Genomic DNA, 26,270 nt, shown 5'->3' on the forward strand with positions numbered 1-26,270 from the left:
AAGCATTATTCCAACTGCGAGATGATTGGGAATATGCTTATTTTTTATGGAGAGGATACTATTATAATACTTAGCCAAAAACTTGCTAATGAATTTACTGAAGATAATTTTGAAAAGGAATTTGTAAAAATATAAGATTGGAAAAACTGATAAATATACCGAAAAAGTATTAATACTTATGGGAACAGATTATGTAATGAATGCCCAAGACTCCTTAGGTGGGCTTCAAGTAGACAGGGTAAGAATCCAAAATATTTATGATAGAAAGTTTATTTTTGATAGCTTTACGATAAAACATGTGTTTGACTTTTATAAGCTATATATTCAAGATTCTATTTAATAATATCAAACTTAAATACCATATTAGTGTTTAATGCCAAGTATAGATTCAGGTTATAGAATCTTAGTATATTATGTTATTTAATTTTATTATATATAAAGTCTTTATCAAGCATAAAGCAGGTTCTAGTAGTGTCGCTCTTAAAAAAGTTATTGTAAGCGTCATCTCCAGCATTCCCTTTTGGAGCAATAACTAATGTTGGTTTAGTGAACTTTTTAGGATAAGGTAGTTCTGAGATATCATTATTTTTTATTGCTTCACGGACCATACTGTATGATTTTTCAAATAAATCTATATCATCAGATGAAAATGTTAATTTTTTAATACCTTTAAGTACTCTATATCCATTCTTTTTACCTTTGCCTTCATAACAGATAAGAATGATAGTAACTTCTTGAAAATAATTTTTCCAGTCTGATTCATCCCACTCTCTATCAAATTCAGATAAAATAAGGTTTCTAAAAGATAACCTTTCTAGTGGATAATTATATTCGTCCACAGGTATATTTTTTATAATGTAAGTTGTTTTACAAAATAAATCATGCTTTGTTTGAAGTTCATTATCTTGTCCTATAGTCCTATCTGAAATCATTTTACCTAACTGTTTTGGAATTTTGGTAATGGATGAATTAGAAACTTGGTTATAAATCTCTAATTGTGTTAATCCAATATAAGGAGTTAATTTATTTAAAATATATTCATCAACGGTACTAAAGTCTACAGGAGTATAATTAGAAGAAGTTAAGAAATTTCTTAAGATACCTGTCATATAAGAATTCTTTAGGCAATACGCCCTTGAACTAGCAGGAATACCGGAATAGGGCTGTTTACTTTTTTGACCTTTTGAACCTTTGGTGCAAGCCCCTAAGTACGAAGTATCTCCCTCAGAGAGTAAATGAGCTTGTCCAGAAAGTACTTTGTTTTTTATTAATAAGAAGTCATTTTTAAAAACTTTCTCATCTTCAGTCATATTATAAATTTGATAATACTTTATAGTGAAATCAGCGTAACTCTTATTCTCTTCGTATTGGTACCATATAATTAGTAACTTCTTATTTTTAAATAATAATTTACTAAACTCAAAGGTTTCATTAATTATATCATAATAATTAATCATACTAAGTGAGAGTCTTTCTTTTGCAGAAAGAGTCTTATTTTTATTTACTTTAAAGCCTGTAACTTTTAGCTCAATACCTAACGATGAAAAATCAGCTTCAGCATTATTGTTAAGTTGATAACCATAAAATCCAGTTTCAACAATCTTACCCAAAACGCCTTTATCGTTTGAACTTTTGAATAATAAACCTAATTTATCAAGTTCTCCAAACGTTTTACCAACTATATCTTTAGTAAATTCTAATAAATGGTTCTCAGATTTAAACTTCATATAACAAAACTCCTAAAAATATAAATGTTTATTGCAGTGTATATATAAATATCACCGCATTTTGATAAATTTAAAATAAATTGAAATGTTTCGATGCTTGTCTATAATTTAGCCTATGAGTTATCCTATGATGAAATAGAAGAAGAAGGATTATTTATCATCTGAACTTGCTTTGTTTTACTATTAATAATAAAAGTATCTGGAGCTTCTAATCCTATAATTATCATTGGGACAGTAAGAATATTTCTAAGAGGGTCTAAGTATTGTAAGAACTTTTCATATGATCCTGCAGCATTATCAAAGTTTCCGGCCGATTTCATGCTATCAGTAGCTGTGATGATTATCCCAGCCTGTGTTTGTATAGCTTTTTGTACATGGTTTAGTTCACTTGATAAAACAGGTTTAATTAAATTCCAGGCTGTGGCTTCACCATGGTTAAAAGCTACCTCAACAGCTATACTATCTTTGGCAAAATCTAACGTCCACCAATGGTTGGTACCTTTAGGTCTATATGCTGATGCGTTAAAAATTGGGCTTTGGCGATTCCAGCTAAGATTTACTAGTCTTTCATCAATTAATTTATTTATATCATCAGATATGCTTTTCTTAGATTTTCTCGTATTATTATTATATGAATTAATGATATCTTGGTCGGTGATACTAGCTAAAACATTTTGAACTTCTAGCCATAAAGTAGCAAAGCTTGGATTGTTATTAAAAATAGTCTCAGCATGTCTAAATGAATGAATCTTAAATCTCATAAATACCCCCAAAAAGTTTAAATTTGATCTTTCATTTGATAAAAATATGTATTATAATATAAAAGAATTAACCTAAAAGTTTTAGAGTGGTTCTAAGGTTAAGTATAGCACAAATAATGTATATAATCAGTAATCTTAAGATTAGAAAGTAGGAATTAGAAATATGGCTATAAAGAAAATAGTTTGTGAGTTATTTGCCGGTGTAGGAGGATTTCATTTGGGGCTAAGTCGTGCAGGAGAATGGAAGGTGCAGTGGGCTAATCAGTGGGAGCCTAGCAGAAGTAAGCAAGATGCTTATCAGTGTTATGTATCACATTTTCCAAGTACGAATGCAGTTAATATAGATATTGCTGAGGTAAACAACAATCCTGAAAAATATCCTATACCTAATCATACGTTGTTGGTTGGTGGATTTCCTTGCCAAGACTATTCCGTTGCTAGCACAGGAGCTAAGGGTATTCAAGGTAAAAAAGGTGTATTATGGTGGGAGATAGAAAAGCTATTAAGAAGAAAAAGACCACCATTTGTTTTGCTAGAGAATGTTGATCGTTTGTTGAAATCGCCTTCAAAGCAAAGAGGAAGAGATTTTGGTGTAATGCTTGCTTGCTTTAGGGATTTAGGATATAACGTTGAATGGAGAGTTATTAATGCAGCAGACTACGGTTTTCCTCAAAGAAGAAGAAGGATTTTTATTTTTGCTTATCACAATTCTACTAATCATTATAGTAATATAAGCAAAGAAAGGGATATTGATAATTATATAGTTAATGAAGGGTTTTTTAATAAAGAGTTTCCAATTGAAGAAGTTGTATTATCGGACAACTGTATATTAGATGACGAATTAATTGATATATCTAATAATTTTTCATATCAATTTTTTGAGTGTGGTATATTACTTAATAAAACTATAAGAACATATAAGATTACTCCTAAATCAGTACCAGCAAAGACTCTTTCCGAAATACTAGAAAAAGATGTAGATGAAAGGTTTTATTTAAGTGATGATTTAGATAAATGGGAATATATGAAAGGTGCAAAAGCAGAACCTAGAAAAAGTAGTACAGGACATGAATATATGTATAGGGAGGGAGCATTGGCTTTCCCGGACCCGATAGATATGCCTTCTAGAACTATGCTTACAAGTGAATCAAGCAAAAATAGAAGTACACATGTTGTGAGAGATTCTCAGACTAATAGGCTAAGAGTTTTAACTCCTATAGAATGTGAAAGATTAAATGGTTTTGATGACAATTGGACTGATACTGGAATGTCAGAAAAGTTTAGATATTTTTGTATGGGAAATGCTTTAGTTGTTGGGCTAATTGAGAGAATGGGGAGAAGGTTAAATATTATTTTTGAAAATGAACAAGAAAGATTAAGTGAAATAGCAATGACTAGCGATAAAAAAATAAGATAAAGTTTTTAACTTTATCTTATTTTTTTATATACATTAATAAATAATTAGAGGGCATTAGAAGTGGCATTTAATCATGAATTAAAAGTAGGAGAAAGGTATTCAACATATCAAATGGTATGAGATTTTAAGAATAGGACTATATCACGAGATTGGATATTATAAACATAAGCTCAATAATGAGGAGTTATTTTGTAGGTATGCATCATTACGTTCTAAGAAAGATAAAAATGAGTTGAATGATAACGAGAATGCCGAATATAAAAGACTACATGACAGTATAGAACGTGCTGGATGGGATATTGGTAAAGAACTTATTAATGATAAGTATTTATTAAATTTGTATGAAGAAGTAAGACAAGCTCTAAGATTATAATTAAAATAGCTTAGGTCTGTATTAGAGCTTTTTTAATAACTTAAAATTGAATTGTAAAATAGAATGCCAAAGAAACTTAATAAAAGAGTGAGGTTGTTTAGTGGTTAAACACAAAGTCTTCATATTTATATCACAAAAATAGAAACTGTCGATATATAAGAAATAAGCCAATCAGTCAAGGTTCTATTGAAGATGCAGCAAATCATGGTCATGCAAATTCGTGCGATAGATGTGTGTACTAAAGATTTAAAGAAGCTCTGGAAATTACCAGGGCTTTTCTATTTAATAAACTACTTAAGTTAAGGATAATAGTTTTTAGTAAAAGGAATATAGAAATATTTATAGAATAGTAATTAAAGTTAACTTTAATTGTAAATAAATACAATAGGAGGAATGAATAATATGAATACTCAATTTTTTTACTATAGTACCATTAGGGAAGAAATTGAGCAGAAAGCAAAAGCTGTTTCTTGCTTATGGGACGTTTACAATCTATCAGATTTAGATGCCATAAGATTCATTCAACAAAAAGAAGGATATACTCCATGTTTTGGAAGAAATAATCCATTATATCCATCTGAAAATAAGAAAAAGTGTTCTAACAGTACATGTTATTGGCATCGTACCTGTGATTCATATAGGAATGAAAAAATTACACCAATAGATAAGGCATTAAATCTTAGAACCAAAGCTGATTTAGATACATTTATAAACAACTTGAGAAAATTTAGAGACAGAAAGGCTACATTTTTAATGAATAATGAAGTGGAATTAAAGTGTCGCTCTTTCAATAATATAAATAATCTTATTCGAAAGATGCTAGTTATCTCTCCTAAAACTGTAGTTACTGAATGCTCAGATAATATTAAAAACCTGAAATGTTATTCTTTAGGAATAAACAGGAAGTGGGGATGGGGATTTCGAAGTGTAAATGTCTATAACGATATTGAATTATTATTTACTTCTGATTTATTTAAACTAAATAAGTTTTTAAAGGATACTGAGGTTTTTATAAATAAGGGAAATTTAAATTATTATCCTTTAATGAAAAATATTAATCATGTTGAACGAGACATATGGCCATATTTTCAAGGCGCTTTTTATACTTTTCCAACTGATTTGGATTTCAACCTATCTAATACTTCTCATATTGCACTTACAGATGATGACATTTTATTGAGCAATCCTAACTATATTCCACTTTTAAATATTGAAATTCCTTATTTAGAGAACGTAGATTGTTATACACTTTCTAAATTAATGTCTGAATACCCTCAAGAATTATTTGCATTTCAAGATTTTTTTCATTCAAAGATGGAGGGAATACGTAATTTAGTTCAGAATTCTTCGAATTTTGCCAGTGATTGCAGAAGAGTGGAAGGAGAGATTAATGAGCATCTACGTAAACTAAATTCTGATTATAAAAAAACAAAGTTAAAAACTATTATTGACGTTGTAGAAGGTACAGTTACGTTCTTTGTGTTATCTATTTTTTGTTTTTATTCAAAGAATAATATACTATCCCTTATTGGCCCAGGGGGAGCTTTTGTAAAATTGGCAGACACTATTAAGAATTCTAGCAAGAATTATTTTATTGAAATGAATGAACTAAAGAATGATTCAGTGTTTCTTATATGGAAAATCGGAAGAACTAAGAGAAAGATATAAAATACATTTTTTAAGATTTTTTTAAAGAGTTTTTTATTTTAAACGGATGCCTAAGCAATTTCGAAAAAGGATACAATAAAAATTTACCTTTAAGCATAGGTTATATTAAGAAAAGATAAAAGCTTATATTATGTTTAGATATTAACTTAAATTAAGGTATGAAGACATTTCTACATGCAATAGTACATGCAGTGCAGCAGAAAGAGCACTTTTAGCGTTATCATTTACATTAGCTTTGCATCAAGTATTAGGTTTCGATACTCCACTAGTTGTAGATACACCTGTTTCAAGAGTTAAACATAAATGATGTCTAATAAAGAATTAGAGTTTGTTGCTTGGAAAGGATTTGGAAGTATGCCAGGAGCCTAAGCAAAGAGTTTTCTAAGGATCTTAAACATCTCTAATCAGGAACGTTAGATAAAATATAATGCTAATAAAAATAAGGAGGGAGCGATATTACTAAGTCAATGTATGAAGTGTTGAATAAGACATTCTATGAAAGTACAATTACTGACTTTAAAAATTTTTTGAATAATTTTTCAAATCCACCAGTTACTAAATGGGTTATTTGCAGTGACTATTGTATTAACGATAATAACAAATTGTATAATACTATTACTTTCACAGTTATTCCTTCTGTTAAAAGTTTTCAAGAGTTAAAAAGTTTAATTTCTTCTTTTGCACTTACAGACTTGAAAAAAACTAAAACTGTGAAAGATCAACTTTGTCAGTTTGTTAAGTCTGGATACTTATTTAGCTTTACATTTTTATTTGATAAAAAAAATAAACTATTTCCCGATACCAACCAACAAACATATTTAGTTAATATAGAACAAACAATACAAATGCTCAAAAAATGGATTATTAATACTCCTGAACGTAAAGAGTATTACTCTTCAATTATCAAGAGAGTTAATATATTGAAACAGGAGGTTAAACGAAGTTCTTTTAATTTAAATTTATTTAACAATATTAGTTTAACTCAGTTTTTAGCTGCATATTTAACATTTATTTTAACCAAAGAGACTTCAATTAAACCAGAAATTATAGGGTGGTTTTCAGATAGAGATAAGATGACGACTAGTTATAATGGAATTATTTATGATTATTATAATATTAATTACCATTTTATGTGTCAACAGGATAGTATTGATGATTCATCAGTTAAGGTAGCACTTGCTATGCCAACAGAAGGAGAAAAAGTATTATGGTACGATGAAGTTATAAGGGTAGCTGACTATTTAGCAGGTGCTTTAGCTGAAAGAAACTACGAAAGTAAAAAAAATAATAAATACGATAAGATTTGGGAAGACGCAATTTCAGATAATCTAAATTTATCACTTATAAAACTTAACTATGACCAAGAAGAGAATGCTTATAGTGCAAGGCGTGTGATTATTACAAAAAAGAAGTAATAAGTTATTAAAATTAGAAAAAGGCGGCATACAACATCGTCTACTATAGGGTTTCTATTTCAACTAAAGCTTAATGAAAATAAGAGTTAGGCAAAGAATTATGAACTTAGAAATCCATAAATGTTAAAGGCGTATTACAAAACTTAAATATCATCTATAATAAAAGAAGCTCTGGATTATTTCAGGGCTTTTTCAATGTCTTAAAATTAAGTTATAAAATAGAGTACCAAAGAAACCTAATAAAAATAACAGGGAAAATAATATTAATAAATCTATTCTAATAAAACTTTTCTTTTTCATATTTTCACCTCAGTTAGATTATTACCATTTGGAGGAAATTTATAATTGTTATAGAATACATAAATAATCACAATCTAGGAGGTTGTTTATGAAAGTAGATTTTAGTCATGAAGAAACTCTGGTATTACTAAGAACTTTAAGAAGCGAGTATGCAAATTTGAACGCTTTTTATGCACAAAACCCTGATATAGAAGCCATGATTACTCCTGATGAAGTTAGACAGGTATACAATAAGATTCTAAGTGAAGCTCATAAAGAAGGGGATTATACATACATAAACCTATAATAACTAATTAGGCTCTGAACTGCTTCAGTTTTTTTATTATAGGTTATGCTTCAAACATTTATATAATAATTTTAAATTATGTCGCTGTTGCTAATTATTATGTAACTAGTGTCTATTAGATATAGCAGCTAATGTGTATAATGTGAAGTTGATGTTACTAGAGAAAAATAGCTAAATAATGTTTAGGATAATGAATGGCGAATCGTACCATAAGTAAGTGCGAACTTTTTTAGAGTGAGGTAAGCTGAATAGTACTATAAGTAACAGAGGTTTTTACTAAAATTGAATCAATTTAAACTGAATCCGCACTTACTAAGTGTGGTTTAAAATTTACTATTATAATTGAAGCTTGTCCCGTAATTATATATACTGATATATATAATTATTTAAAAGGATGGGGTTGTTATGAAAAAAGCAGGATTATATGGTATAAAAAATTCAAATAGAGATTTTACAAAAGAAGATAGTTGGGGAAAAAATCAATTTAATAATGCGTTTCCTGTAGCATTAGCATGTTATATGCATAGTAAAAATATAAAACCTGTATATTTAAAAATAAACCAGGAACTAAATATTAATAAAGATTATATAGAAGTATTAAACTTATTTGGAGTAGACCCGCTTAAAAAGGATGTATACTATTCTTTTGAAGATAAATTTCAATTGTTTGATAAGTTCAATAAAGGAAGTTTACCAGGGATAGACTTAGTAATAAAGGAAAAAAATATTGACATTAAGGCAATAGAGATAAAACTAACTACATTGCCAGACAATAGCACATATAAACTTGAAGAGAGTAAATATGGTAGTGAAATAGTTGTAAGACCAGATACAATTGTATATCAGGCTTTTAGTATTGCTCAATCACTTCATAAAAACAAAGAAGAGGTATTAGCTATCTTAGATGATTCATATAAATGTGTTGAGAATTGGAATGAAAAGGATAAAGTTATTCCACATCTAAGTAATATTAGAGATAGTTTAGAGAAATTATTAAAAAAATATAATAAATTACAAAAGCCATTATTAATGCAACCTATATGGAAAACTCAAGGTAAGTCAGCTATTCTAGCAGAAAATTGTTTAGATGTTTTTATATGGAGTGATTTTTCGTTTACAAGATTATTTTTTAAAGAAAAAGGTGAATATACCAATATAGATAGACCAACTAGAAGTATGATATGGCTATTTTTAATGTTATATGATTTTGCTAAAGAAGGGAAAATAGACCACAAGAGAATAATAGATACTTACACATATGATACTAAAAATGATAAGGCTTTTTCTGCAAATGGCAATAATACAAATAAGCTTATGCAGTGTGATGAATTAACAAAGCCGAGAATTAAGAAACAAGAAATAAAAAATATTATTCTAGGAGATGGACAATTATTTTTAAGTCCAGAAAGAAGATTTGATGGAGTTATACAATCAAATACATCTTTATTTGACTAGGATGAATATGTGAAAGGAATAAAAGATGAAAATAATAGACTTATTTTGTGGGTGTGGTGGTTTTTCATTAGGAATGGAAAAGGCAGGTTATAAAGTTATAGCAGCATATGATAATTGGGAGCCTGCAATAAGCGTGTATAAGAAAAACTTTAAGCATCCTATATACAATATAGATTTGCAAAATATAAGTAAAGATGATATTAAAAGTATGAAAGACTTAAAACCAGAAATTGTAATTGGTGGACCACCATGCCAAGATTATTCGTCAGCTGGAAATAGAGATGAAAGTGGTGGAAGAGCGGACTTGACAATAAGTTTTGCTAATATAATTGCTGAAATAAAACCACAGTATTTTATAATGGAAAATGTGAATGATATAAAAAAATATAATACATTAAAAAAAGCAAAGGATATTTTTATTAATAGTAAATATGGATTAACAGAAGTAGTTTTAGATGCAAGTTATTATGAAGTACCACAAGCAAGAAAAAGGTATTTTTTAATTGGTGAATTAAATGGTGAAAATAATGCTTTGGAAAAGATATTAAAATCAAATAAGTCATTAAAAAGGATGACTGTAAGAGATTATTTAGGAAATGATTTAGGTATAGAAAGTTATTATAGACATCCAAGAAGTTATAATAGGAGAGGCGTTTTTTCAATTGATGAACCCTCACCAACAATAAGAGGTGTAAACAGACCTATACCTCCTACATATAAAAAACATCCAGGTGATAGATGTGAAAACATAGAAGATGTTAGAGCTTTGACAACTATAGAAAGAAGTTATATACAAACATTTCCTAAAGATTTTAAATTTGACGGAACGAAAACAAATTTAGAGCAAATGATAGGAAATGCAGTTCCAGTTAATCTAGCAAAACATGTTGGGGAGTGTCTTTTAAAGTATATCGAAGACAAGTTAAGTAGCTCCGAAAAAAATAATATATAAGGAGTAAAGTCTATAGTATTAATAGAATAACAGTTTTATGAAATGGAATAGTCTGGTATAATGGTGCGTATAGTCAAATAAGAGGGAGCATACTATGTGTACAGCTGGATTATTCGGAATTAAAAAATTAAATAGAAATTTTTCAAAAGAAAAAAGTTGGGGAAAATTACAAATAGCTTTATGAGATGTCCAGAGTTAACTAACCCAAGAATAAAAAAAAGTGAAATAAAAAAAATTATTTTAAATAATCGAGAGAAGTTTTTAAAACCAGAAAGAAGATTAGATGCTTATATTAAGTCAGAAGAGGAAACCTTATTTAAGAGTGAGCAAATAGAAAATAAGGAGATATAGTAAATTTAGAGTTAGTGTTAAAGCAATGTTAGTAGACATGCTACTTATTTTAAGAAATATTAAATATATATTATACAAAGTAATAAGAGCTCTTACTTGTATCTAAAAAAATACAGGTAAGAGCTTTTTAAATTTTAGGAGGTAGAGGGAAGGAAGAAAAAAAAGAGATAAAAGGGCAGATATGGAATGAAGAAAAGTGGCTCGCTATTCTTAACAATTACTCATATGCTTCTTCAAATACTTATATTAAAGCATTAGGAAATGTTAAAGAACCACATACATTCTCTAAGATATTCTTAATTGAAAATAATTTTAAGGTTATAGAAATATTTTCAAAATAACAATAATAAAAAAAGCATTCTTTTAAATGTTAGTACGAAATGTTTAATTCATAAGACCTAAAAATATATTTATAAAAGTTTAGGAAAGGAGCAAGATGCCCTTCCATTGTTGTTTATAAATTTAAGATTCTTTTTTGGTTGATAGTTGAATTATTTTTAGTTTATTATAATAAAATCTACTTATAGGATATCCTTGTTCCCACCTTGTCCAAGTTTCTCTCGTAGTACCAATAATTGATGCGGATTTTGATTTTGAGTAATTATTATCTAATCTAAGTTTTTTTAATACTAAAGGTGCAACATCTAAAAATTCCAGATACTCATCATAGAAGTACTTGGTATTTAACTTAAATAACATAGCCAATTTAATTGATAACTCCTTTGGAGGATATAAACCTCTAGTTTCATAATCTTTTATAAGATATCTACCTTGGGAAGAGGTTAAGCCTAGTTTCAGTGCTAGATCAAATTGTGACCATCCTTCTTTTAATCTATGATACTTTATCATGTCTCCTATAGTCTTCTTTTCTAAGTGGGCTAGTTCACGCAATTTTAGGCTAACTTCTAAGTGCTTCCAAAATGTTGCGTTTTTAGAACATAACCATGTCCTTGTGTTATAAAAGGACAACAATTTAGAAATATTTGGAGAGTAGGGGATTATTTTTTTTTATCCCCTACTAGAAGCTTAATATTGTAAGTATAGTTATCACCATTCCATGTTACATGATCAAGTATAGTTCTTAGTAACATTCTTCTATGTTTAATATCCTTGATTGCATCATATTCATGATTAAACTTTCTAAGAGCTTCAACAACTACTTGAGTGTTATCTACTTGTTCATTTATAGCACTATTTTGTTTTTCTTCTTCTTCAAGCTCTTCTTTAAGTTCTTTAATCTCATTATTTAACATTTCCATTTCTGAGAAGATATATTTAGTTACCTGCTCATTACTATTAAGAGAAAGTTGCTTAACTAGGTTACTAATAGCTTTTTCCTTTTCGTCTATATCTTTCTTAAGATTTTCTATCTTACTCATGGATGTGTTATTCTCAACTATATTGTTAATTGCAGCTGCAAGTTCATCAATTAGAAATTCTTTGCTATAAGCCATCATATCATCAACGATCATTTTATCTAGTTTATCAACTCTGATATTTTTATTATCGCATTTAGTACCATAGGAGGAGTCTTTGTTGGAACATGCATAGTAATCATATCTACCATCATTTTCTTTTGATTTACGACCTTGTTTAATTTTCATAGTAGATCCACATTTTTTACATTTTAAAATTCCAACAAGTACTGAATTATACTCCCCAGTACCTAGGCGTGGTAGTTTCTTATCCTTGTTTGTATCCATAATATCTTGAACCTTTAACCAATCTTCACATCCTATAATACCTTTATGTTTACCTACAGCTGCTATCCATTCTGTTATATCTCTGTCTTGGGTCATGTTTTTAGTTTTATTATAAGTGAGATATCCATTTCCATTAGGGGTTCCAAAAACATTTATACCAAGTTCCCTAAGATAATCCTCAACCTCTGGTGAGGATTTAACATATAACGGGTTAGAAAGTAATCTTTTAGCTTGAATAGTAGACCATTCTCCACCATTCTTACCTTTTATTCCTGCTAAGTTAAGGTATTTAACTACTTGGTTGATTGAATGAAGTTCTAAATACTTATTGTATATAAGTTTTACAACTTGTAGTTCTTCTTCTATGGGACTTAACTTCATTAACGATCTTTCATTTAATTCCTCGTCAATATAAGTTATTCTTTCAGCAGAGTAGCCAAATGGTTCTTGTCCACCAAGCCACCTTCCTGTCTTTGCTAACTGAAGCATATTATCTCGAACTCTTTCCGCTATGGTTTCCCTTTCAAATTGAGCAAGTATAGCCAATATACCCATAGATACTTTACCAATTGGAGTGGTAGTATCAAAGTGTTCGTTAGTGGAAATAAAGTTTATTCCTAAATTTTGAAGTTCTTCAGTTAATTTAAAAAAATCCGATGTATTACGTGATATTCTGTCTAGTTTATAGCATATAACAATATCAAACTTTTTAGATTTAGCATCTGCCATCATTCTTTTAAAAGATGGTCTATCTGTATTCTTTCCAGAAAAGCCTTCATCTTGATAAATTATATACTCAGTTGCACCTAGACGATCCCCGTATTCTTTACATATCTTAATTTGATTCTCGATAGAGTCACCTTTACCCGTGAAAAGTGATTTTCTTGAATAAATTGCAGCAATCATTCTTAAATACCTCCAGTACTAAATACCTACAATATCTAGATAACTTATTATATTTTATGATTAGAGTGTTCTATACAATGAGAAATTTCATTGTCTTTATTAAATTTTAATGTAGTTGGGGTAGAGTTTATGTAGGTAATTTCTTCCCTTGTATGCTGACATACATGATTTTGCTGGAAATATACTTTACCACTTTCACCTAATGTAATTACGCCTAGCTCAATTAATCTCTTTATAATAAATTCTTTTTCATTCATAATTTAGTGCATCCCCCGTTTCCCATACGAACACATGTTCGGTGAAGTGATTTTATTATAGCATATGCACCAGTATTTTACAAATAACTAATTACTTTGGGAAGTGTATGGACACATACAGTTGTATAGTGTTAATTGTATTATTGATTTTCTGTCAACATCATTTTAGATGTCAAATAACATAAAAATATATAATGCTATTTTACAAATAATATGTGAATAACTATTTAAAATTAGACTTTGTTTTAAATAAGTGTTGAAAATTAACATTGATTTATGAATTTTAAGTTAAGTTCATTATCGTTACTATTCGATTTGTCGAGATTTCTGACATATTGAATCAAATGTGGTTGAAGAGAAACACTGTATTTACCTAATGTAGAAAGTCAATACTGTGTTAAAACATAGCCTAATAAAAAGATTACATAAATAAAATCTATATACAAAATAAAAAAATAATCCAGGTACTAATTTGAAATAGGTAGAAAAATGTCTTATAATTGTATTATATGGAATTATTTTGGGTATTATCACTATATTTCCAATTACTATATATAATGGGGGGATTCTTATGAACAAATTAAAAAAAATTCTTGGTTCTGTTTTATGTGCACTGATGTTAGTTTCAATTGGGTTTTATAACAATACAGTAAAAGCAAACGCTCAAGACATTAGTCAGAATGTACATACAATAGAAAAAACAAAAGATGGTACAGAAGCCATAAAAATAATAGAACAAAGGTTTTTAACTCAAAATTCAGATGGTACAACGACAATAAATATGAAAGCTAATAAATATATTGATTCAAAACTTTTAAAACAAATAAAAGATGGCTCTGAAGCAGTAAATAAAAAAATAAAAGATGGAGATTTAATATATGATAAAAGTACTAAAGAATTACACGAAAAGCAACATGCAACTCCATGCACAACTGTAAGTGGTTATTATATTTGGCATTGGTATGGTTTTGATTTTGTAATGAATGCTTATAATGCTGGTATTTTTAGTGCTAAATTAAGTCAATATGCTTCTGTTTTAGCAGGAGGTGCCGCTGTAGCTGGTTTGTTTTCAGGTGGAGGCGGCGCATTCGTTTTAGGTTGTTCATCAGCTACAATATACTACTGGTCTTCAGTTGCTGCTGAAGGAGCAGCAAATGGAAGAGGTGCAATTACTTATTACTTTGGTTCCCCAAGCTGGGCTCAACTTTATAAAGTATGGGCTAGATAAAGTATCGACTAGGAATTTCTAATGTAAATGAAAAAATATATTAAAACTAAATTAAAGGAACCTTTCTCTATACGTTCCTTTAAAATTACTATTACTTAGCAAAGTAAAAAGAAAAATGCTTAATGAAATTATGTTAAATATTCTAATCTTATATTTATGTATTGTTTAATTAATAAAGATAGAATATTGGTAAAATTAACTGAATTTCAATATATAGGGGGTATAAATTTGAAAAGAAAATTTTCATTAATAAAAATTATACTTGCAATAGCAATAATCATTTTATGTATATGTGCTGCAATAGGCTATGTGGATAGCAAAGTATTAATGCCTTATCTTCTTACTTCTTTAGGTATTATTCAAATATATAATGGTGTGCACTTTTATAAGGAAGATAGAAAAACAGAAGGTATACTTGCTATTTTATCTAGTGTATTTATTTTAGGTGTTGTAATTAAAAGTTTATAAAACAGATTACAACTTATTTTAAGTTTGAGGAAAGTTTTTATGAAAAAGAAGATTGTTCTATTTGCAATAATATGTATATCTATAGTTTTTTTGATAAATTTAAATATTCACAAAGATAAATCTATAAATAATTTAAATGCATATAAACCATATCAAATAATGCATGCCTATGGCATCGACCAGTTAAATGTAAAAGGTAGAAATCAAAAAATTGCAGTAATAGTTCCATATGGAAGTTCAACAATTGAAAAGGATCTTGAAATCTTTAATAGCCAATTTAATTTAGAGCCAGCTAATTTAAAAATTTTTTATCCTCAAGGAGAAGCAAAAACACAAAATTACAGTTGGGCTCTTGAAACTTCTTTAGATGTAGAATGGATACATGCATTAGCTCCAAAAGCTTCTATTTTCTTAATTGTTGCGAAGTCAGACTCAACTAGTGATTTGCTTTCTGCAATTAAATATACTACTGATATGGATGTAAATATAGTTTCAATGAGTTGGGCAATAAATGAGTTTAACGAAGAAACTTCTTATGAAAGTTATTTTAAAAATAAGAATATTACTTTTATTGCTTCAGCTGGAGATAATAGTTCTGGAATTAACTGGCCAGCAGTTTCACCAAATGTTTTAGCTGTTGGGGGTACTACATTTTCATTAGATTCAAAAGGCAATCTAATATCACCAGAAACTGGATGGAGTGAATCCAGCGGTGGAATAAGTAAATATATGCCTGAACCTAAATATCAAATAGATTATGGAATTAATACTAATGGTTATAGAGCGATTCCTGATGTGTCATTTTATGCTGATGAATTAAAAGGGGTAGCAGTCTATTGTAGTCCTGTATATAATAACCAAACTGGATGGACTACATTAGCTGGAACAAGCCTAGGGGCTCCTTCGTGGGCTGCTTTCATAGCACTTGTCAATGAGGAAAATAATACTCCTATCACGAATATTCATGACAAATTATATAAATTAGCTAAAAATAAAGAGCAATACTCTATTAATTTTCGCGATATAACTAGTGGGAATACTAATTTGAATAATACAAATAAAGGTTATGACTATGTTACTGGTTTAGGAAGTCCATTAGAAAATAATCTATATAAAACATTAATTGAAAATAATTAAAATTTATGTAAGTTTCAAAAGGCTGTGTTAGTGAGCAGTGTTTATTTTTGCATTACTCCTATTTTTAAAACTCGTTTAGGAGATAAATGGTTAGCATTTTTAGAGTGCAATCAAAAAAAAGATATGCAATAAAAGATTTATACCATATTCAAAATGTAAATGCCTTTCATAGCCGTTTAAAAGACTGGCTTGAAAGGTTTAAAGGTGTTGCCTCTAAATACTTAGACAACTATTTGGCATGGTTTAATTTTGTAGAGAAATATCAATTTGAGCATATTAAAAGTAAACGTAAAGGTATGTTGATTCAGGCTTGCATCAATATACCCTTGACACTTATAACAGTATTAGGTTGTCTCAATTCAGCTTGTAATTATATGTAAAAACAAGTTATAATTACATATAACACAATTCGGAGGTAACAGTATGAAAGAAAATATTAAATTAATATCTTTTATAACTTTGGCAGTAGTAGTTACAATTTTAGGAATTGTTAATTATAGAAATTCAAGTATACCACTAAACGCTCCAAATCCCACATTAAAATACAATAATAACGATATTGCATTGGCTACGTGGGAACATACTTGGATTGATGATAAGATGCAAGGAAGTAGTAATTTATCAGAAAATCCATTTAAGCTTACGGAAAATATTAGTCCAGTCAAAGCAAATCCTACTGATAAGATTAGTTTTAATTTTGTCTCTAAAACTAAACCAAAAAGTACATTTATTAGTCAATGGATTTCACCTAATGAAGCCAAGCTTTATGCAGAATATAAAAATGTTTCAAATGGTGAATTAATAATGCCTTCCGAGAAAGGAACTTATATTTTTAGTATTAGTGGAATGTGGGATGAAACTCATACCACTCATCATGTTTTTAAAATTATTATTCATTAATCGCAAATTTCTAATTAATGAATAATATTAAAATTAGTGTGAAAAAGGTTCAAAAACTTGAATCTTTTTTCTTTTTTATAATGTTATTCAAATATCAACATTAACAACTAACACAGCCAATTAAATAAAGCAGTGCCGCTACCCAAAATGCAATTCCAGCAGCCAAGTTTAACTTCTATAACCTAATTTTCAATGCTATTTCACCTCTAATCAAATATTACTTTACAGTAAATTACAACTGAGACCTAGTTGAATTATATTGAGTATATAAATAAAACATTACAATATTCAACACTATTCTTAAATATGGCCTAATTCTTAAATTCATTAATAAATGTATTAGGAACTTCAAAAATCTTAGATATTTTTTTAGACGAGAATTGATAATAATATATTGCATTTGAAGTCGTAGTCGGACCTCCTTGTATCTTTTCAACAATACTAGATTTTGTTGTAGATCCTAAAAAATAAAAACTTTTTCCATCTGGTGAAAATTTTGGTTCCTTGATACGGGTAAAAGTATCCTTTTCAAATGCATCACCTGGCTTTATTATTACTTTTTCATTTGATGTACTTAAATCTAACAAATATATTTTATGTATAGTATCATTACCCTCAACACTAGTAGCATCAAATAAAATTTTACTTCCATCATTATTAACAGAAATATTCACAATATCTTTTTCAGTAGCATATAATTGTTTTTCTTTCACTCCATTTTCATTATATTGAAAAATCCAATGAGTTGGTAGATTAGGAAACTTTTTAGTATCCATGTCCTTTAGTGAGCGTTCAATTGTATATATTTTATTATTAGAGCTATTATAACAAAAGTTATAAATATAAGAATCTACCGCTCCCTTATTCCATATATTCCCTTGATTGTTCGCTAAATTATATGTCCCTATTGTATAATTTCTATGTCCCTTTTCTCTAGTTCTAAAAACTAATTTATTGGCAATTAAATCAAAAACATCTCCATTATAATTATCACCTAATAATTTTATTGGCAAAGATTCTTTTTTAGATAAATCAACTTTATATATATCATACTTCTTATCAATTAAATCTGAATAGTAAAGAATATTATTTTTTTTATCAAAAACAAAATCTGAATAATTTTGTTTTTTACGAGAATAAATAGGTTTAAATTTTTTTGAATTTAAATCATATATTCCGTAATTTGTAATGTAATCTCGGTCAGTATACATTATTGTTATATATTGATTTTTCTTATACGGAGAGCTTATATTCTTAGTGTTTAATATATTATTAGTAGATATTAATTTGTTAGTATTAACTTTTAATGCCGCGTTGCCATCAATATTTATTGTGCAGCAATTGCCAGTATACCGACCATTCCCACAGAAAAGCAACATGCTAACTATAAAAAATAATAATAAATTCATTAAGCTCTTCATTAGTTCTTCCTCTTTAATTTATAAAAAATTTAGAAGTTTAAAAATAGTAGATATAAAAATAATTCATCTTTAGCTCTATTATGTTATTTAAAAACTAATCTAATACTTATTTAAAGAAGAATTGATATAATGAAATTCAGAAAATCCTTCATGTTTACAGATATTTGAGTCGTATGTTGACATATCTATAATAATGTGTTCAGGAATTCTTCTCTCATCATTTCTTTTTATCATCCTATCCTCGTTGTATTTAACTCTTTTTTCTCTATTACACAATCATTTTTAGTTTTTATCCATAAGTATCTATAATTACTATATACTATTTATTTATAATTAAAGATAAAAAATAGAGTAAGGATTATAGTATATTACTTTCCTTACTCTAATATTTTATATATATTTAACTAGTTGAGGTTCCTTTCGTTCGTAAAATACGAATATTCAGTCTTATAATTACAATGTCACATTATAACTCAACAAGGTTTTCTCAAGTTCTTTATTGCGTATCGAAAACATTTTTCCATTATAAGTTATTTGAAAAATACTCTCACCACAATATTCAAAATAATCCTTAGTTCCGTCATTAAAAACTATTGTAATAGCTATTCCTCCATCTATCATTCCTCGCCAATTGCTTTTATAAAACTTAGAATTAATTAAATTTATTATAAAATTATCTTTTTCCTTTTCTGTAAGTTCAATGTTTTTGCCATTTAATCCACCTGTATAAAAAGTAATTTTTGAAATCTCAGTACTTTTAAATTCTTTCTTTTTCTGTGTCCACTGTTTATTACCAATAATGTTATGTCTTAAGTTTGAATTCCAGACTATGTCTATAAAAGCAAAAATTAAAAATGCTATTATTAAGAAGCCAAGTAAATATTTCTTTATGTTCATAAAATTTCACTCCATAACTTAAATTCGGTATATCTTACAATTGTGACCTAGTTCAATTATATTGAGTATATAAATAAAATATAAATAAGGTACTCAAATAATGATATTTGAGTACCTTATTTACCTTCTAACTCTTTCAATCTCTGAAGAAGTTGATAAGCTTCCAGTTCTTCTTCTTTTGTTAATCCATTCGGTTTTACATTTAAATCCACTACATATTCGATATTTTTACCTTCAATAGTTGTCTTAACCATTTTATAGTTCTTTTTAAGGGTGCTAATCATGTCATTGATATTATTCAATAAATCCGGGTGAAGATCTTTGGCGTTATTAATTAATTCCTTCAATTGAGGAGAAACTTCAGTATCTTCCTTAAAAAAATCACTTAGAGTAATTCCTAATTCAGAACAAATATTTTGAAGTGTTTCAAATGAAGGGGTTTTGGAACCCTTTTCTAAATGGCTTAAATATTCTCTTGTTATACCAACTCTCTTTGCAAGTTCAACACCTGTTAATTTATTTAACTTTCTAAACTCCGATATTCTTTTACCTATATTCATTTAATCACCCTTATAAATGTAATCTATCAGTTTACATAATTATATCTTATAAAATCTGAAAATTCAAGATATTATGAGAAATAATGAGAAACAAAGAGTAAATAAAGGAAAAAATAATTACAACAGTGAACTTTGAGTTCACAAATGTGTTGATAAAATTGAACTATAAGATTACAATTAAACTGCAAGGAGGTGAACAAAGTGCTTCGTATCAAAGAAACAAGGAAAACAGTTGGTATAACTCAACAAGAGCTAGCTCAAAAAGTCGGTGCTACAAGAGAGTATATATCCAACATAGAAAATAATCATAAAAAACCATCGTTAGACTTACTTGAAAGAATTGCATTAGTTCTTAATACGTCTATTAAAGATTTAATTGAAGACAGTGCATAAAAATATTTTGTGCAGTTTGTACAGAAATATTAGGAAGAAGGATGTAGGGAATAACCAGAAAGGGTGATTTGCCTTGATTGGAGCTAATTTAAAAAAATATAGAACAGAAAAAAAATTATCAAAAAAGCATTTAGGTAAGTTATCTGGAGTTCCAAGACCATATATTTCCCAGATGGAGAGTGGAATATATAAAAATCCTAGCTTAATAGTGATATGTAAGCTATGTAAAACTCTTGGAATCACACCAAACGACTTAATACCAAAAGAATGTTATAGCAGGGACGCTGAAAAAATTTTTATTTAATGAGTTATTGTAGTTTACACCATTACAACCATTCAATCATATGATAAATTGGAACTTTATTGAAAGGAGTATCAACTATGGCCAGTGTAATTATCAGAGGCACAATCGAGGGCGAGTTCACAGATAAGTTAAAAAGAGAATATGCCAAAGCATTGGCTAGGATACTTATAGCTGAGTATGGCAAAGAAACATGTAAAAAGATACTTGAAGAATTAAAGAAGGATAATTCATAAGATAAGAGGCGGAAACGCCTTAATAAAAAGTTTTATTACAGCAAAAAATAAACACTTCCTCAATATATGTATATTCGAAAGACTTGAGAATAGAACCACGGGAGAAATGAAGATGAATAATTTAATTAATATCAACAACTATAATGAAATTTTAACAAGTATATTGAAGATTTAGCAGTAAGGAAATTTTAGAGATATTGGAGGGAAAAGAGAATGGAAAATGTAGCTTATGCTACTGATCTACAAGTAGATTCACAACGGTGGCTCCAGGAAAGAAAAAAGGGAATAACAGATGGTGTTAAATATGCTAAGAGATTCTACGGTCTAGAATGTGATGTTCTAATCAAAACAGCAGATTTAGACCATAAAGACTGGTTAGAAGCTAGAAAGCTTGGTATCACGGGAACTGATTTAGGAGGTCTTACAGGAATAAGTAAGTATTCAACACCAATGAAGGTTTATCTTGATAAAGTTGGAGGCCTTGAACCAACAGAAGATAATGAAGCCATGTATTGGGGAAGAGTTATGGAAGATGTTATAGCTAAGGAATTTCAAGTTAGAAATAACGTGAAAGTCAATAGAGTTAATGTAATGTTGAAGCACCCTCAGTATGAATGGGCGTTAGGCAATATAGATAGGTTAATTACAAATAAAAAAGGTGAAAAAGGGATACTTGAAATTAAAACGGTTTCTGAATATATAAGAGATGCTTGGGAAGGTGAAGAGGTACCACCACAATATATGGTCCAACTTCAATGGTATATGTTTGTTGCAGGAGTTAAGTTTGGTTATTTTGCAGCTCTTATTGGTGGGAATAAGTATGTTCATAAATATGTAGAGCGAGATGAAGAACTAATTGAGATGCTAGTAAAGATAGCAAAGGACTTTTGGGAAAGTAATGTAGTGACTAAAAATCCACCATTGGTAGATGGAAGCGAAGCTTCAACAGAATTACTAAAAACATTATATCCAATAAGTGAAACAGGTTCAGAAATGATTCTTCCAGATGAAGCATTAGAACTTATAGAAAGAAGAGAAGAATTGAAAGGTCAAGCTAAAGAACTTGAGGTTCAAATAGGGGAATGTGAAAACAAACTTAAGGATCTTCTTAAAGAAAATGAAACTGGAATTTGTGGAGATCGAAAAGTTATTTGGAAATCTTCCAGTAGAACATCAATAGATAGCAAGAAGCTTAAGTTAGATCATCCAGACATCTATGAGCAGTATAGTAAAACTTTAAGCTTTAGAAAATTTGATATTAAATAAGGAGGAACATAAAAAGTGACAACAGCAAGTACATCAACAGTAAAAAATGCAATTAAAACTAAACAGGAGCAGGCGGTGACAAAAGCACCAGAAACAAGTTTTCAAGGATTAATAACGAATCAGCTTAAAAGTCAATTTAAAGCTATACAAAGCTTAGTACCTAAACATGTTACCCCAGAAAGGCTTTGTAGAATCAGCTTAAATGCAGTATCAAGAAATCCAAATTTAATGAATTGTGCTCCTGAAACTATAGTAGGCGCAATAGTAAACTGCGCATCACTAGGACTTGAACCGAATCTTTTAGGCCACGCTTATATTGTACCATTTTGGAACAACAAAACAGGTAAGATGGAGGCACAATTTCAAATAGGGTATAAAGGCGCGTTAGATCTTATTAGAAGAACAGGGCAAGTAAGTACTATATCAGCACATGAAGTTTATGAAGGGGATAAGTTTGAGTATGCTTATGGATTAGAAGAAAAGTTAATTCATATTCCAAGTGGAGAAGATGATGAAGCTAAAATCACACATTTTTATGCGGCATATAAGCTTAAGGATGGTGGCACAGGTTTTCTAGTAATGAATAAAGCTCAAATAGATAAACACAGAGATAAGTTTACTAAGAGCAAAAACAAACAGGGTACAGTATTCGGACCATGGGCAGACCACTATGTAAGTATGGCTCTTAAGACAGTAATTTTAAAATTAATAAAGTATATGCCTATTTCTATAGAACAAAATGAGACTCAAACAGCTATGGAAGCACTAGATAGAGATAATACAGTAATGACAGTTAAGCAGCCAGATGAAAACTTAGGATTCGGAGATGCATACATTGAATCAGATTATGTAGTAAATGATCATGAAGAACAGGTAGAGCAAGTAATAGAATAATAATGGAAGGAGTTAATGTTAAATGTCAAGCTTAGCTATGAAAGGACTAATTGCAGGCTTTAATGCACAAATTAAAGCACTTAATGAGAACAATTTGAAAGTGTACGATGCTGATAATCCCGATTACTTCATAACTGGAATAGAGTACAGGGAAGATGAAGATAAACTTATATTTAGCACCCAAGAAGATCCAGAGGAATATCTAAAAATGATTAAAAGTGAAGGTGACAATTAATGCTTGGAAAATAGAAAAGCACCCATGCCCGCGGGTACTCTTCAAAATGTTTTCTAGATTTATGGATATAGGCTTAGCCGAGCCTATGTCCTCATTATATTAGATTACTTCACTATAAACAAGACATTTTTAGTATATGCAATTATTGGATTTAATATTCAAAAGGGATGAGGAAATAAGGACAAAAGTAAATATAAAAGATATTTTAGCAGCGATGTTATTCTCAAGTTTAATAGTTTGGTGCCTAACGATGATAACTATAAGTGTGTATTAAAAGGTTTAAACAAAAGATATTAGGACAAGTTGCTTAAGGATAGGGAGTGAGAAGATGGCTGAAATTAAGTGGATAAAGATAACTACCAATATGTTTGATGATGAAAAAATAAAGTTGATAGATGCAATGCCTGAGAAAGATACAATCCACTATATTTGGATTAGATTATTAGTTCAAGCAGGAAAAACAAATGCAAATGGATATATCTTTCTAAATGAAAATGTTCCATATACCGAGGAGATGCTTGCAACAATATTCAATAGACCATTACAAAGCGTGAGACTTGCTCTTACAACACTTAAAAGTTTTGGGATGATACAAATTTCAGATAATCACCTTATTAAAATATCAAATTGGGAAAAGCATCAGAATATCGAGGGAATGGAAAAAGTCAGAGAACAAAATAGGCTTAGAAAACAAAAACAAAGAGAGAAAGAAAAAGCATTGTTGCAGCCAACTAAGGATGAAATAGGTGTGACAGATAACACTAGTTCCGTGATGTCACGTGACAATCACGCTATAGAAGGAGAAGTAGAAGGAGATATAGATATAGAAGTAGATAGTAATACTACTACTCCTACTAATGACAACCAAGAGGTTAGTAGTGACTATAAATTATTCTTTGATAATAATATGGGACATTTAATAACCCCTTTTGAACTTCAAACTTTGATAAGTTATGAGGAAGATGGCATGGAGCCAGCAGTAATAACTTTAGCGTTGCAGCAATCAGTAGAGGCAAATGTACGAGATATTAGATATGTTAAGAAAATTTTAGATAGATGGTTAGCTAATAAAATAACTACGGTTAAAGCAGTTTTACTAGATAGAAAGAATTTTGAGAGTAAGAAGAACAGTGATAGCAAAAGTACAGCTGGAAAGGATAATAAAAAACAATACCAATCAGGGAAAGGTTTGAGATTTACAGATTATGAGCAAAGAGAATATGACTATAATGCTTTAGAGAAAAAATTGCTTGGATGGGATGATCAATAGAAATTGAACTATAGAGGAGGGATCAATAATGGCAGTAGCATTCTTGTTTTTACACAAATAAAGTTACGTTAAGTTGGAACCTATTTATTGTGAATGAAGGGGTGGGGAGATGGAGGAATTAAGACAGGAACTCCATAAGTATATTGAAGAAGTTGGTATAAGTAATCTGACTAATGAAAAGACAGTTCAGTTAAGCCAGAAGTTAGATATTGAAGTAGTGGAAGCTATGAAAAAAATAAATAATAAAATTAATTTTGAAAGGGTGTTAAGTGTGGAAAAAAATTATAAGTTAGAGGTTGAAGTATTAAAAGGTGAAGTCGAAAGATTAAAGGAAGAAAATGTTAATTTAAGAATGGCTGTATGTGATGTATACATGAAGAATCTAGGATTAAAGAAAATAGTTGATAACTATCAATGCCTTGAAAAATTCCATGAGTTAGGAGTTATAGTTGTTCATGGGCGTTAAGAATGCAGTCGAATTGGTTGTAAAATTATATTTTGCAGGGTACACAGTTGCTGAAGCTCTTAAAAAAGTTAAGGGGGGACCAGTATGCATAATTTTGAACCAGGACAGAAAGTAGTAGTAAAATGCAATACTCTAAAAGGAAATGATGAAAATAGAATAAACAGAAGAAAAGTTGCTAGAAAAGCAAGGTTTTTAGATAGAGTGAATGGATTTTATCTTGTAGAAATAATGAAAAATAGAAAGCCCTTGTATAAGGAGTGTATCTGGTCAGAAGATATTATGGGGGTGCTTTCAAAATGAAATTGATGGTGTTAGATAGAAATATAAAAACTGGTGAAAGCAATGATTCAGATACAATCGAAGCTATTAAAGAAAAATTCAAAGAAGAAGTGAATGAATTGTTACAAGCATTTGAAAGTAGAGATTGGATAAGTATAGCTGAAGAATCATTTGATGTAATACAGACACTTCTAAGAGTATTTAAGCTTATGTTAAAAGAGGGATATGACATTGAGCAGCTAAATAAAAGACATAACAAAAAATTGGTTAATAGAGGCTGGATGGCTAAGACTATTCTAGAGGTTTTGGTTAAAAAATAAGGTAGACAAGCTTTTGTGAGAGTAGGAGTATAACTTCCTATTCTCATATGACAATCAATATCTATAGAACGAGGTGTAAAATGAAGAATGGTAAGGTATTAACACTTAAAGAAAAGAAGCTGCTTACAAAGGAAGGACTTAATCCGGATGAGTGGTTAAGAACTAAGAAAACATCTCAACACTTAGAATTTGTACACCGAACTGATGATAAAACTTTCACTTTAAGAGTTTAGGATGGGGAGGGGACCAAGATGACTAATAAAGAGAAAGCAGAAAAGACATATAAGGACCTTCAACATAGAAAAGAGATTAGAGAAAAGAAGAAAGAGTCAGAGTTTTATGAAAGTCTTTGGTATAGAGTTCAAGTTTGCAGTCGTGGAAGATGTAAGCACAAAGAGAAGAAATACCGTTAGGAAGAAGGTAATGTG

The 26,270-nt window shown here is 29.3% G+C and carries 33 protein-coding genes and 1 pseudogene; 25 read left to right on the plus strand and 9 right to left on the minus strand.

What is annotated here, in order from left to right; genetic code table 11:
• Positions 1–416 precede the first annotated feature (416 nt).
• Entirely contained in the window at positions 417–1,727 is a 1,311-nt protein-coding gene (locus tag CPJCM30710_RS12605) for a Sau3AI family type II restriction endonuclease (protein WP_212904529.1), read from the minus strand.
• A 125-nt stretch (positions 1,728–1,852) separates the two neighbouring features.
• Positions 1,853–2,488: a BglII/BstYI family type II restriction endonuclease gene (locus CPJCM30710_RS12610; RefSeq protein ID WP_212904530.1), complete on the minus strand. Its 636-nt coding sequence runs from the start codon at positions 2,486–2,488 to the stop codon at positions 1,853–1,855.
• Between the two features lie 163 nt (positions 2,489–2,651).
• On the opposite strand from CPJCM30710_RS12610, the gene dcm reads away from it, so the two are divergent.
• From dcm to CPJCM30710_RS12650, 8 genes are all read left to right on the plus strand, one after another.
• Positions 2,652–3,905, plus strand: coding sequence for a DNA (cytosine-5-)-methyltransferase (gene dcm / locus CPJCM30710_RS12615; RefSeq protein WP_407644993.1), 1,254 nt, complete (start codon positions 2,652–2,654; stop codon positions 3,903–3,905).
• 232 nt (positions 3,906–4,137) lie between these two features.
• Positions 4,138–4,278: a hypothetical protein gene (locus CPJCM30710_RS12620; RefSeq protein ID WP_212904531.1), complete on the plus strand. Its 141-nt coding sequence runs from the start codon at positions 4,138–4,140 to the stop codon at positions 4,276–4,278.
• A gap of 402 nt (positions 4,279–4,680) precedes the next feature.
• Positions 4,681–5,946 carry a hypothetical protein gene (locus tag CPJCM30710_RS12625; RefSeq protein ID WP_212904532.1) on the plus strand — a complete coding sequence of 422 codons (1,266 nt, stop codon included), beginning with the start codon at positions 4,681–4,683 and terminating at the stop codon, positions 5,944–5,946.
• A gap of 602 nt (positions 5,947–6,548) precedes the next feature.
• Positions 6,549–7,361 (plus strand): hypothetical protein, encoded by an 813-nt coding sequence (locus CPJCM30710_RS12630; RefSeq protein WP_212904533.1) that lies wholly within the window; start codon positions 6,549–6,551, stop codon positions 7,359–7,361.
• 388 nt (positions 7,362–7,749) lie between these two features.
• Entirely contained in the window at positions 7,750–7,947 is a 198-nt protein-coding gene (locus CPJCM30710_RS12635) for a hypothetical protein (protein ID WP_212904534.1), read from the plus strand.
• Between the two features lie 405 nt (positions 7,948–8,352).
• Positions 8,353–9,402: a HindVP family restriction endonuclease gene (locus CPJCM30710_RS12640; RefSeq protein ID WP_212904535.1), complete on the plus strand. Its 1,050-nt coding sequence runs from the start codon at positions 8,353–8,355 to the stop codon at positions 9,400–9,402.
• A gap of 25 nt (positions 9,403–9,427) precedes the next feature.
• Positions 9,428–10,354 carry a DNA cytosine methyltransferase gene (locus tag CPJCM30710_RS12645; RefSeq protein ID WP_212904536.1) on the plus strand — a complete coding sequence of 309 codons (927 nt, stop codon included), beginning with the start codon at positions 9,428–9,430 and terminating at the stop codon, positions 10,352–10,354.
• Positions 10,355–10,510: 156 nt separating this feature from the next.
• Complete coding sequence (locus CPJCM30710_RS12650; RefSeq protein WP_212904537.1) at positions 10,511–10,705, plus strand: HindVP family restriction endonuclease; 195 nt, start codon at positions 10,511–10,513, stop codon at positions 10,703–10,705.
• A 462-nt stretch (positions 10,706–11,167) separates the two neighbouring features.
• On the opposite strand, the gene CPJCM30710_RS12655 is transcribed toward CPJCM30710_RS12650, so the two are convergent.
• The 3 genes from CPJCM30710_RS12655 to CPJCM30710_RS12665 all read right to left on the minus strand — a co-directional run bounded on the left by CPJCM30710_RS12655 (position 11,168) and on the right by CPJCM30710_RS12665 (position 13,571).
• Positions 11,168–11,554, minus strand: a complete 387-nt coding sequence (locus tag CPJCM30710_RS12655; RefSeq protein WP_212904538.1) for a helix-turn-helix domain-containing protein — start codon at positions 11,552–11,554, stop codon at positions 11,168–11,170.
• A gap of 149 nt (positions 11,555–11,703) precedes the next feature.
• Complete coding sequence (locus CPJCM30710_RS12660) at positions 11,704–13,314, minus strand: recombinase family protein (protein WP_212904539.1); 1,611 nt, start codon at positions 13,312–13,314, stop codon at positions 11,704–11,706.
• A gap of 47 nt (positions 13,315–13,361) precedes the next feature.
• Entirely contained in the window at positions 13,362–13,571 is a 210-nt protein-coding gene (locus CPJCM30710_RS12665; protein WP_212904540.1) for a hypothetical protein, read from the minus strand.
• A 571-nt stretch (positions 13,572–14,142) separates the two neighbouring features.
• Between CPJCM30710_RS12665 and CPJCM30710_RS12670 the strand changes: the two genes are divergently transcribed.
• The 5 genes and pseudogenes from CPJCM30710_RS12670 (at position 14,143) to CPJCM30710_RS12685 (ending at position 17,304) form a co-directional block, all read left to right on the plus strand.
• Positions 14,143–14,799 carry a hypothetical protein gene (locus tag CPJCM30710_RS12670; RefSeq protein ID WP_212904541.1) on the plus strand — a complete coding sequence of 219 codons (657 nt, stop codon included), beginning with the start codon at positions 14,143–14,145 and terminating at the stop codon, positions 14,797–14,799.
• 228 nt (positions 14,800–15,027) lie between these two features.
• Positions 15,028–15,267 (plus strand): hypothetical protein, encoded by a 240-nt coding sequence (locus CPJCM30710_RS12675; protein ID WP_212904542.1) that lies wholly within the window; start codon positions 15,028–15,030, stop codon positions 15,265–15,267.
• A 39-nt stretch (positions 15,268–15,306) separates the two neighbouring features.
• Positions 15,307–16,404 carry a S53 family peptidase gene (locus CPJCM30710_RS12680; protein ID WP_212904543.1) on the plus strand — a complete coding sequence of 366 codons (1,098 nt, stop codon included), beginning with the start codon at positions 15,307–15,309 and terminating at the stop codon, positions 16,402–16,404.
• Positions 16,405–16,532: 128 nt separating this feature from the next.
• Positions 16,533–16,774: pseudogene (locus CPJCM30710_RS17870) on the plus strand (IS1595 family transposase); the annotation flags it as partial.
• A gap of 53 nt (positions 16,775–16,827) precedes the next feature.
• Positions 16,828–17,304, plus strand: coding sequence for a hypothetical protein (locus tag CPJCM30710_RS12685; protein WP_212904544.1), 477 nt, complete (start codon positions 16,828–16,830; stop codon positions 17,302–17,304).
• A gap of 311 nt (positions 17,305–17,615) precedes the next feature.
• On the opposite strand, the gene CPJCM30710_RS12690 is transcribed toward CPJCM30710_RS12685, so the two are convergent.
• The 4 genes from CPJCM30710_RS12690 to CPJCM30710_RS12700 form a co-directional block, all read right to left on the minus strand.
• Complete coding sequence (locus tag CPJCM30710_RS12690; RefSeq protein ID WP_212904545.1) at positions 17,616–18,725, minus strand: TolB family protein; 1,110 nt, start codon at positions 18,723–18,725, stop codon at positions 17,616–17,618.
• Positions 18,726–18,824: 99 nt separating this feature from the next.
• Positions 18,825–18,959, minus strand: coding sequence for a hypothetical protein (locus CPJCM30710_RS18105; RefSeq protein WP_281413986.1), 135 nt, complete (start codon positions 18,957–18,959; stop codon positions 18,825–18,827).
• A 219-nt stretch (positions 18,960–19,178) separates the two neighbouring features.
• The gene (locus tag CPJCM30710_RS12695; protein WP_212904546.1) at positions 19,179–19,622 is read right to left on the minus strand and encodes a hypothetical protein; all 444 of its coding nucleotides are present in this window, start codon (positions 19,620–19,622) and stop codon (positions 19,179–19,181) included.
• Between the two features lie 116 nt (positions 19,623–19,738).
• Positions 19,739–20,182 (minus strand): helix-turn-helix domain-containing protein, encoded by a 444-nt coding sequence (locus tag CPJCM30710_RS12700; protein WP_212904547.1) that lies wholly within the window; start codon positions 20,180–20,182, stop codon positions 19,739–19,741.
• A 201-nt stretch (positions 20,183–20,383) separates the two neighbouring features.
• Here CPJCM30710_RS12700 and CPJCM30710_RS12705 point away from each other — a divergent pair, with 201 nt between their 5' ends.
• From CPJCM30710_RS12705 to CPJCM30710_RS12760, 12 genes are all read left to right on the plus strand, one after another.
• Positions 20,384–20,575 (plus strand): helix-turn-helix transcriptional regulator, encoded by a 192-nt coding sequence (locus CPJCM30710_RS12705; RefSeq protein ID WP_212904548.1) that lies wholly within the window; start codon positions 20,384–20,386, stop codon positions 20,573–20,575.
• A gap of 73 nt (positions 20,576–20,648) precedes the next feature.
• Positions 20,649–20,879 (plus strand): helix-turn-helix domain-containing protein, encoded by a 231-nt coding sequence (locus tag CPJCM30710_RS12710; protein ID WP_212904549.1) that lies wholly within the window; start codon positions 20,649–20,651, stop codon positions 20,877–20,879.
• 77 nt (positions 20,880–20,956) lie between these two features.
• A complete protein-coding gene (locus CPJCM30710_RS12715) occupies positions 20,957–21,112 on the plus strand; it encodes a hypothetical protein (RefSeq protein ID WP_212904550.1) in 156 nt (51 codons plus the stop codon).
• A 213-nt stretch (positions 21,113–21,325) separates the two neighbouring features.
• The gene (locus CPJCM30710_RS12720) at positions 21,326–22,378 is read left to right on the plus strand and encodes a YqaJ viral recombinase family nuclease (RefSeq protein WP_212904551.1); all 1,053 of its coding nucleotides are present in this window, start codon (positions 21,326–21,328) and stop codon (positions 22,376–22,378) included.
• Between the two features lie 15 nt (positions 22,379–22,393).
• Positions 22,394–23,272 (plus strand): recombinase RecT, encoded by an 879-nt coding sequence (locus CPJCM30710_RS12725; protein WP_212904552.1) that lies wholly within the window; start codon positions 22,394–22,396, stop codon positions 23,270–23,272.
• A 22-nt stretch (positions 23,273–23,294) separates the two neighbouring features.
• Positions 23,295–23,507 (plus strand): hypothetical protein, encoded by a 213-nt coding sequence (locus tag CPJCM30710_RS12730; protein WP_246503537.1) that lies wholly within the window; start codon positions 23,295–23,297, stop codon positions 23,505–23,507.
• 328 nt (positions 23,508–23,835) lie between these two features.
• Entirely contained in the window at positions 23,836–24,777 is a 942-nt protein-coding gene (locus tag CPJCM30710_RS12735; protein ID WP_212904553.1) for a phage replisome organizer N-terminal domain-containing protein, read from the plus strand.
• A 109-nt stretch (positions 24,778–24,886) separates the two neighbouring features.
• A complete protein-coding gene (locus CPJCM30710_RS12740; protein WP_212904554.1) occupies positions 24,887–25,243 on the plus strand; it encodes an aspartyl-phosphate phosphatase Spo0E family protein in 357 nt (118 codons plus the stop codon).
• An 84-nt stretch (positions 25,244–25,327) separates the two neighbouring features.
• A complete protein-coding gene (locus tag CPJCM30710_RS12745; RefSeq protein WP_212904555.1) occupies positions 25,328–25,543 on the plus strand; it encodes a hypothetical protein in 216 nt (71 codons plus the stop codon).
• Positions 25,540–25,842, plus strand: coding sequence for a hypothetical protein (locus CPJCM30710_RS12750; protein WP_212904556.1), 303 nt, complete (start codon positions 25,540–25,542; stop codon positions 25,840–25,842). Before CPJCM30710_RS12745 ends, CPJCM30710_RS12750 begins: the two co-directional genes overlap by 4 nt.
• An 80-nt stretch (positions 25,843–25,922) precedes the next feature.
• Positions 25,923–26,075 (plus strand): DUF6906 family protein, encoded by a 153-nt coding sequence (locus tag CPJCM30710_RS12755; RefSeq protein ID WP_212904557.1) that lies wholly within the window; start codon positions 25,923–25,925, stop codon positions 26,073–26,075.
• Between the two features lie 18 nt (positions 26,076–26,093).
• Complete coding sequence (locus tag CPJCM30710_RS12760; RefSeq protein WP_212904558.1) at positions 26,094–26,255, plus strand: hypothetical protein; 162 nt, start codon at positions 26,094–26,096, stop codon at positions 26,253–26,255.
• Positions 26,256–26,270: the final 15 nt, after the last annotated feature.

The organism is Clostridium polyendosporum, assembly GCF_018332455.1.
GTDB lineage: Bacteria > Bacillota > Clostridia > Clostridiales > Clostridiaceae > Clostridium_AY > Clostridium_AY polyendosporum.

Coding starts and splice junctions, on each gene's coding strand:
- CPJCM30710_RS12655 (WP_212904538.1), bottom strand. CDS start 11,554: ATGATAAAGTATCATAGATTAAAAGAAGGATGGTCACAATTTGATCTA.
- CPJCM30710_RS12715 (WP_212904550.1), top strand. CDS start 20,957: ATGGCCAGTGTAATTATCAGAGGCACAATCGAGGGCGAGTTCACAGAT.
- CPJCM30710_RS12645 (WP_212904536.1), top strand. CDS start 9,428: ATGAAAATAATAGACTTATTTTGTGGGTGTGGTGGTTTTTCATTAGGA.
- CPJCM30710_RS12605 (WP_212904529.1), bottom strand. CDS start 1,727: ATGAAGTTTAAATCTGAGAACCATTTATTAGAATTTACTAAAGATATA.
- CPJCM30710_RS12740 (WP_212904554.1), top strand. CDS start 24,887: ATGGAGGAATTAAGACAGGAACTCCATAAGTATATTGAAGAAGTTGGT.
- CPJCM30710_RS12755 (WP_212904557.1), top strand. CDS start 25,923: ATGAAGAATGGTAAGGTATTAACACTTAAAGAAAAGAAGCTGCTTACA.
- CPJCM30710_RS12730 (WP_246503537.1), top strand. CDS start 23,295: ATGTCAAGCTTAGCTATGAAAGGACTAATTGCAGGCTTTAATGCACAA.
- CPJCM30710_RS12625 (WP_212904532.1), top strand. CDS start 4,681: ATGAATACTCAATTTTTTTACTATAGTACCATTAGGGAAGAAATTGAG.
- CPJCM30710_RS12695 (WP_212904546.1), bottom strand. CDS start 19,622: ATGAACATAAAGAAATATTTACTTGGCTTCTTAATAATAGCATTTTTA.
- CPJCM30710_RS18105 (WP_281413986.1), bottom strand. CDS start 18,959: ATGATAAAAAGAAATGATGAGAGAAGAATTCCTGAACACATTATTATA.
- CPJCM30710_RS12680 (WP_212904543.1), top strand. CDS start 15,307: ATGAAAAAGAAGATTGTTCTATTTGCAATAATATGTATATCTATAGTT.
- CPJCM30710_RS12685 (WP_212904544.1), top strand. CDS start 16,828: ATGAAAGAAAATATTAAATTAATATCTTTTATAACTTTGGCAGTAGTA.
- CPJCM30710_RS12720 (WP_212904551.1), top strand. CDS start 21,326: ATGGAAAATGTAGCTTATGCTACTGATCTACAAGTAGATTCACAACGG.
- CPJCM30710_RS12690 (WP_212904545.1), bottom strand. CDS start 18,725: ATGAAGAGCTTAATGAATTTATTATTATTTTTTATAGTTAGCATGTTG.
- CPJCM30710_RS12635 (WP_212904534.1), top strand. CDS start 7,750: ATGAAAGTAGATTTTAGTCATGAAGAAACTCTGGTATTACTAAGAACT.
- CPJCM30710_RS12760 (WP_212904558.1), top strand. CDS start 26,094: ATGACTAATAAAGAGAAAGCAGAAAAGACATATAAGGACCTTCAACAT.
- CPJCM30710_RS12640 (WP_212904535.1), top strand. CDS start 8,353: ATGAAAAAAGCAGGATTATATGGTATAAAAAATTCAAATAGAGATTTT.
- CPJCM30710_RS12735 (WP_212904553.1), top strand. CDS start 23,836: ATGGCTGAAATTAAGTGGATAAAGATAACTACCAATATGTTTGATGAT.
- CPJCM30710_RS12610 (WP_212904530.1), bottom strand. CDS start 2,488: ATGAGATTTAAGATTCATTCATTTAGACATGCTGAGACTATTTTTAAT.
- dcm (WP_407644993.1), top strand. CDS start 2,652: ATGGCTATAAAGAAAATAGTTTGTGAGTTATTTGCCGGTGTAGGAGGA.
- CPJCM30710_RS12700 (WP_212904547.1), bottom strand. CDS start 20,182: ATGAATATAGGTAAAAGAATATCGGAGTTTAGAAAGTTAAATAAATTA.
- CPJCM30710_RS12665 (WP_212904540.1), bottom strand. CDS start 13,571: ATGAATGAAAAAGAATTTATTATAAAGAGATTAATTGAGCTAGGCGTA.
- CPJCM30710_RS12670 (WP_212904541.1), top strand. CDS start 14,143: ATGAACAAATTAAAAAAAATTCTTGGTTCTGTTTTATGTGCACTGATG.
- CPJCM30710_RS12750 (WP_212904556.1), top strand. CDS start 25,540: ATGAAATTGATGGTGTTAGATAGAAATATAAAAACTGGTGAAAGCAAT.
- CPJCM30710_RS12745 (WP_212904555.1), top strand. CDS start 25,328: ATGCATAATTTTGAACCAGGACAGAAAGTAGTAGTAAAATGCAATACT.
- CPJCM30710_RS12660 (WP_212904539.1), bottom strand. CDS start 13,314: ATGATTGCTGCAATTTATTCAAGAAAATCACTTTTCACGGGTAAAGGT.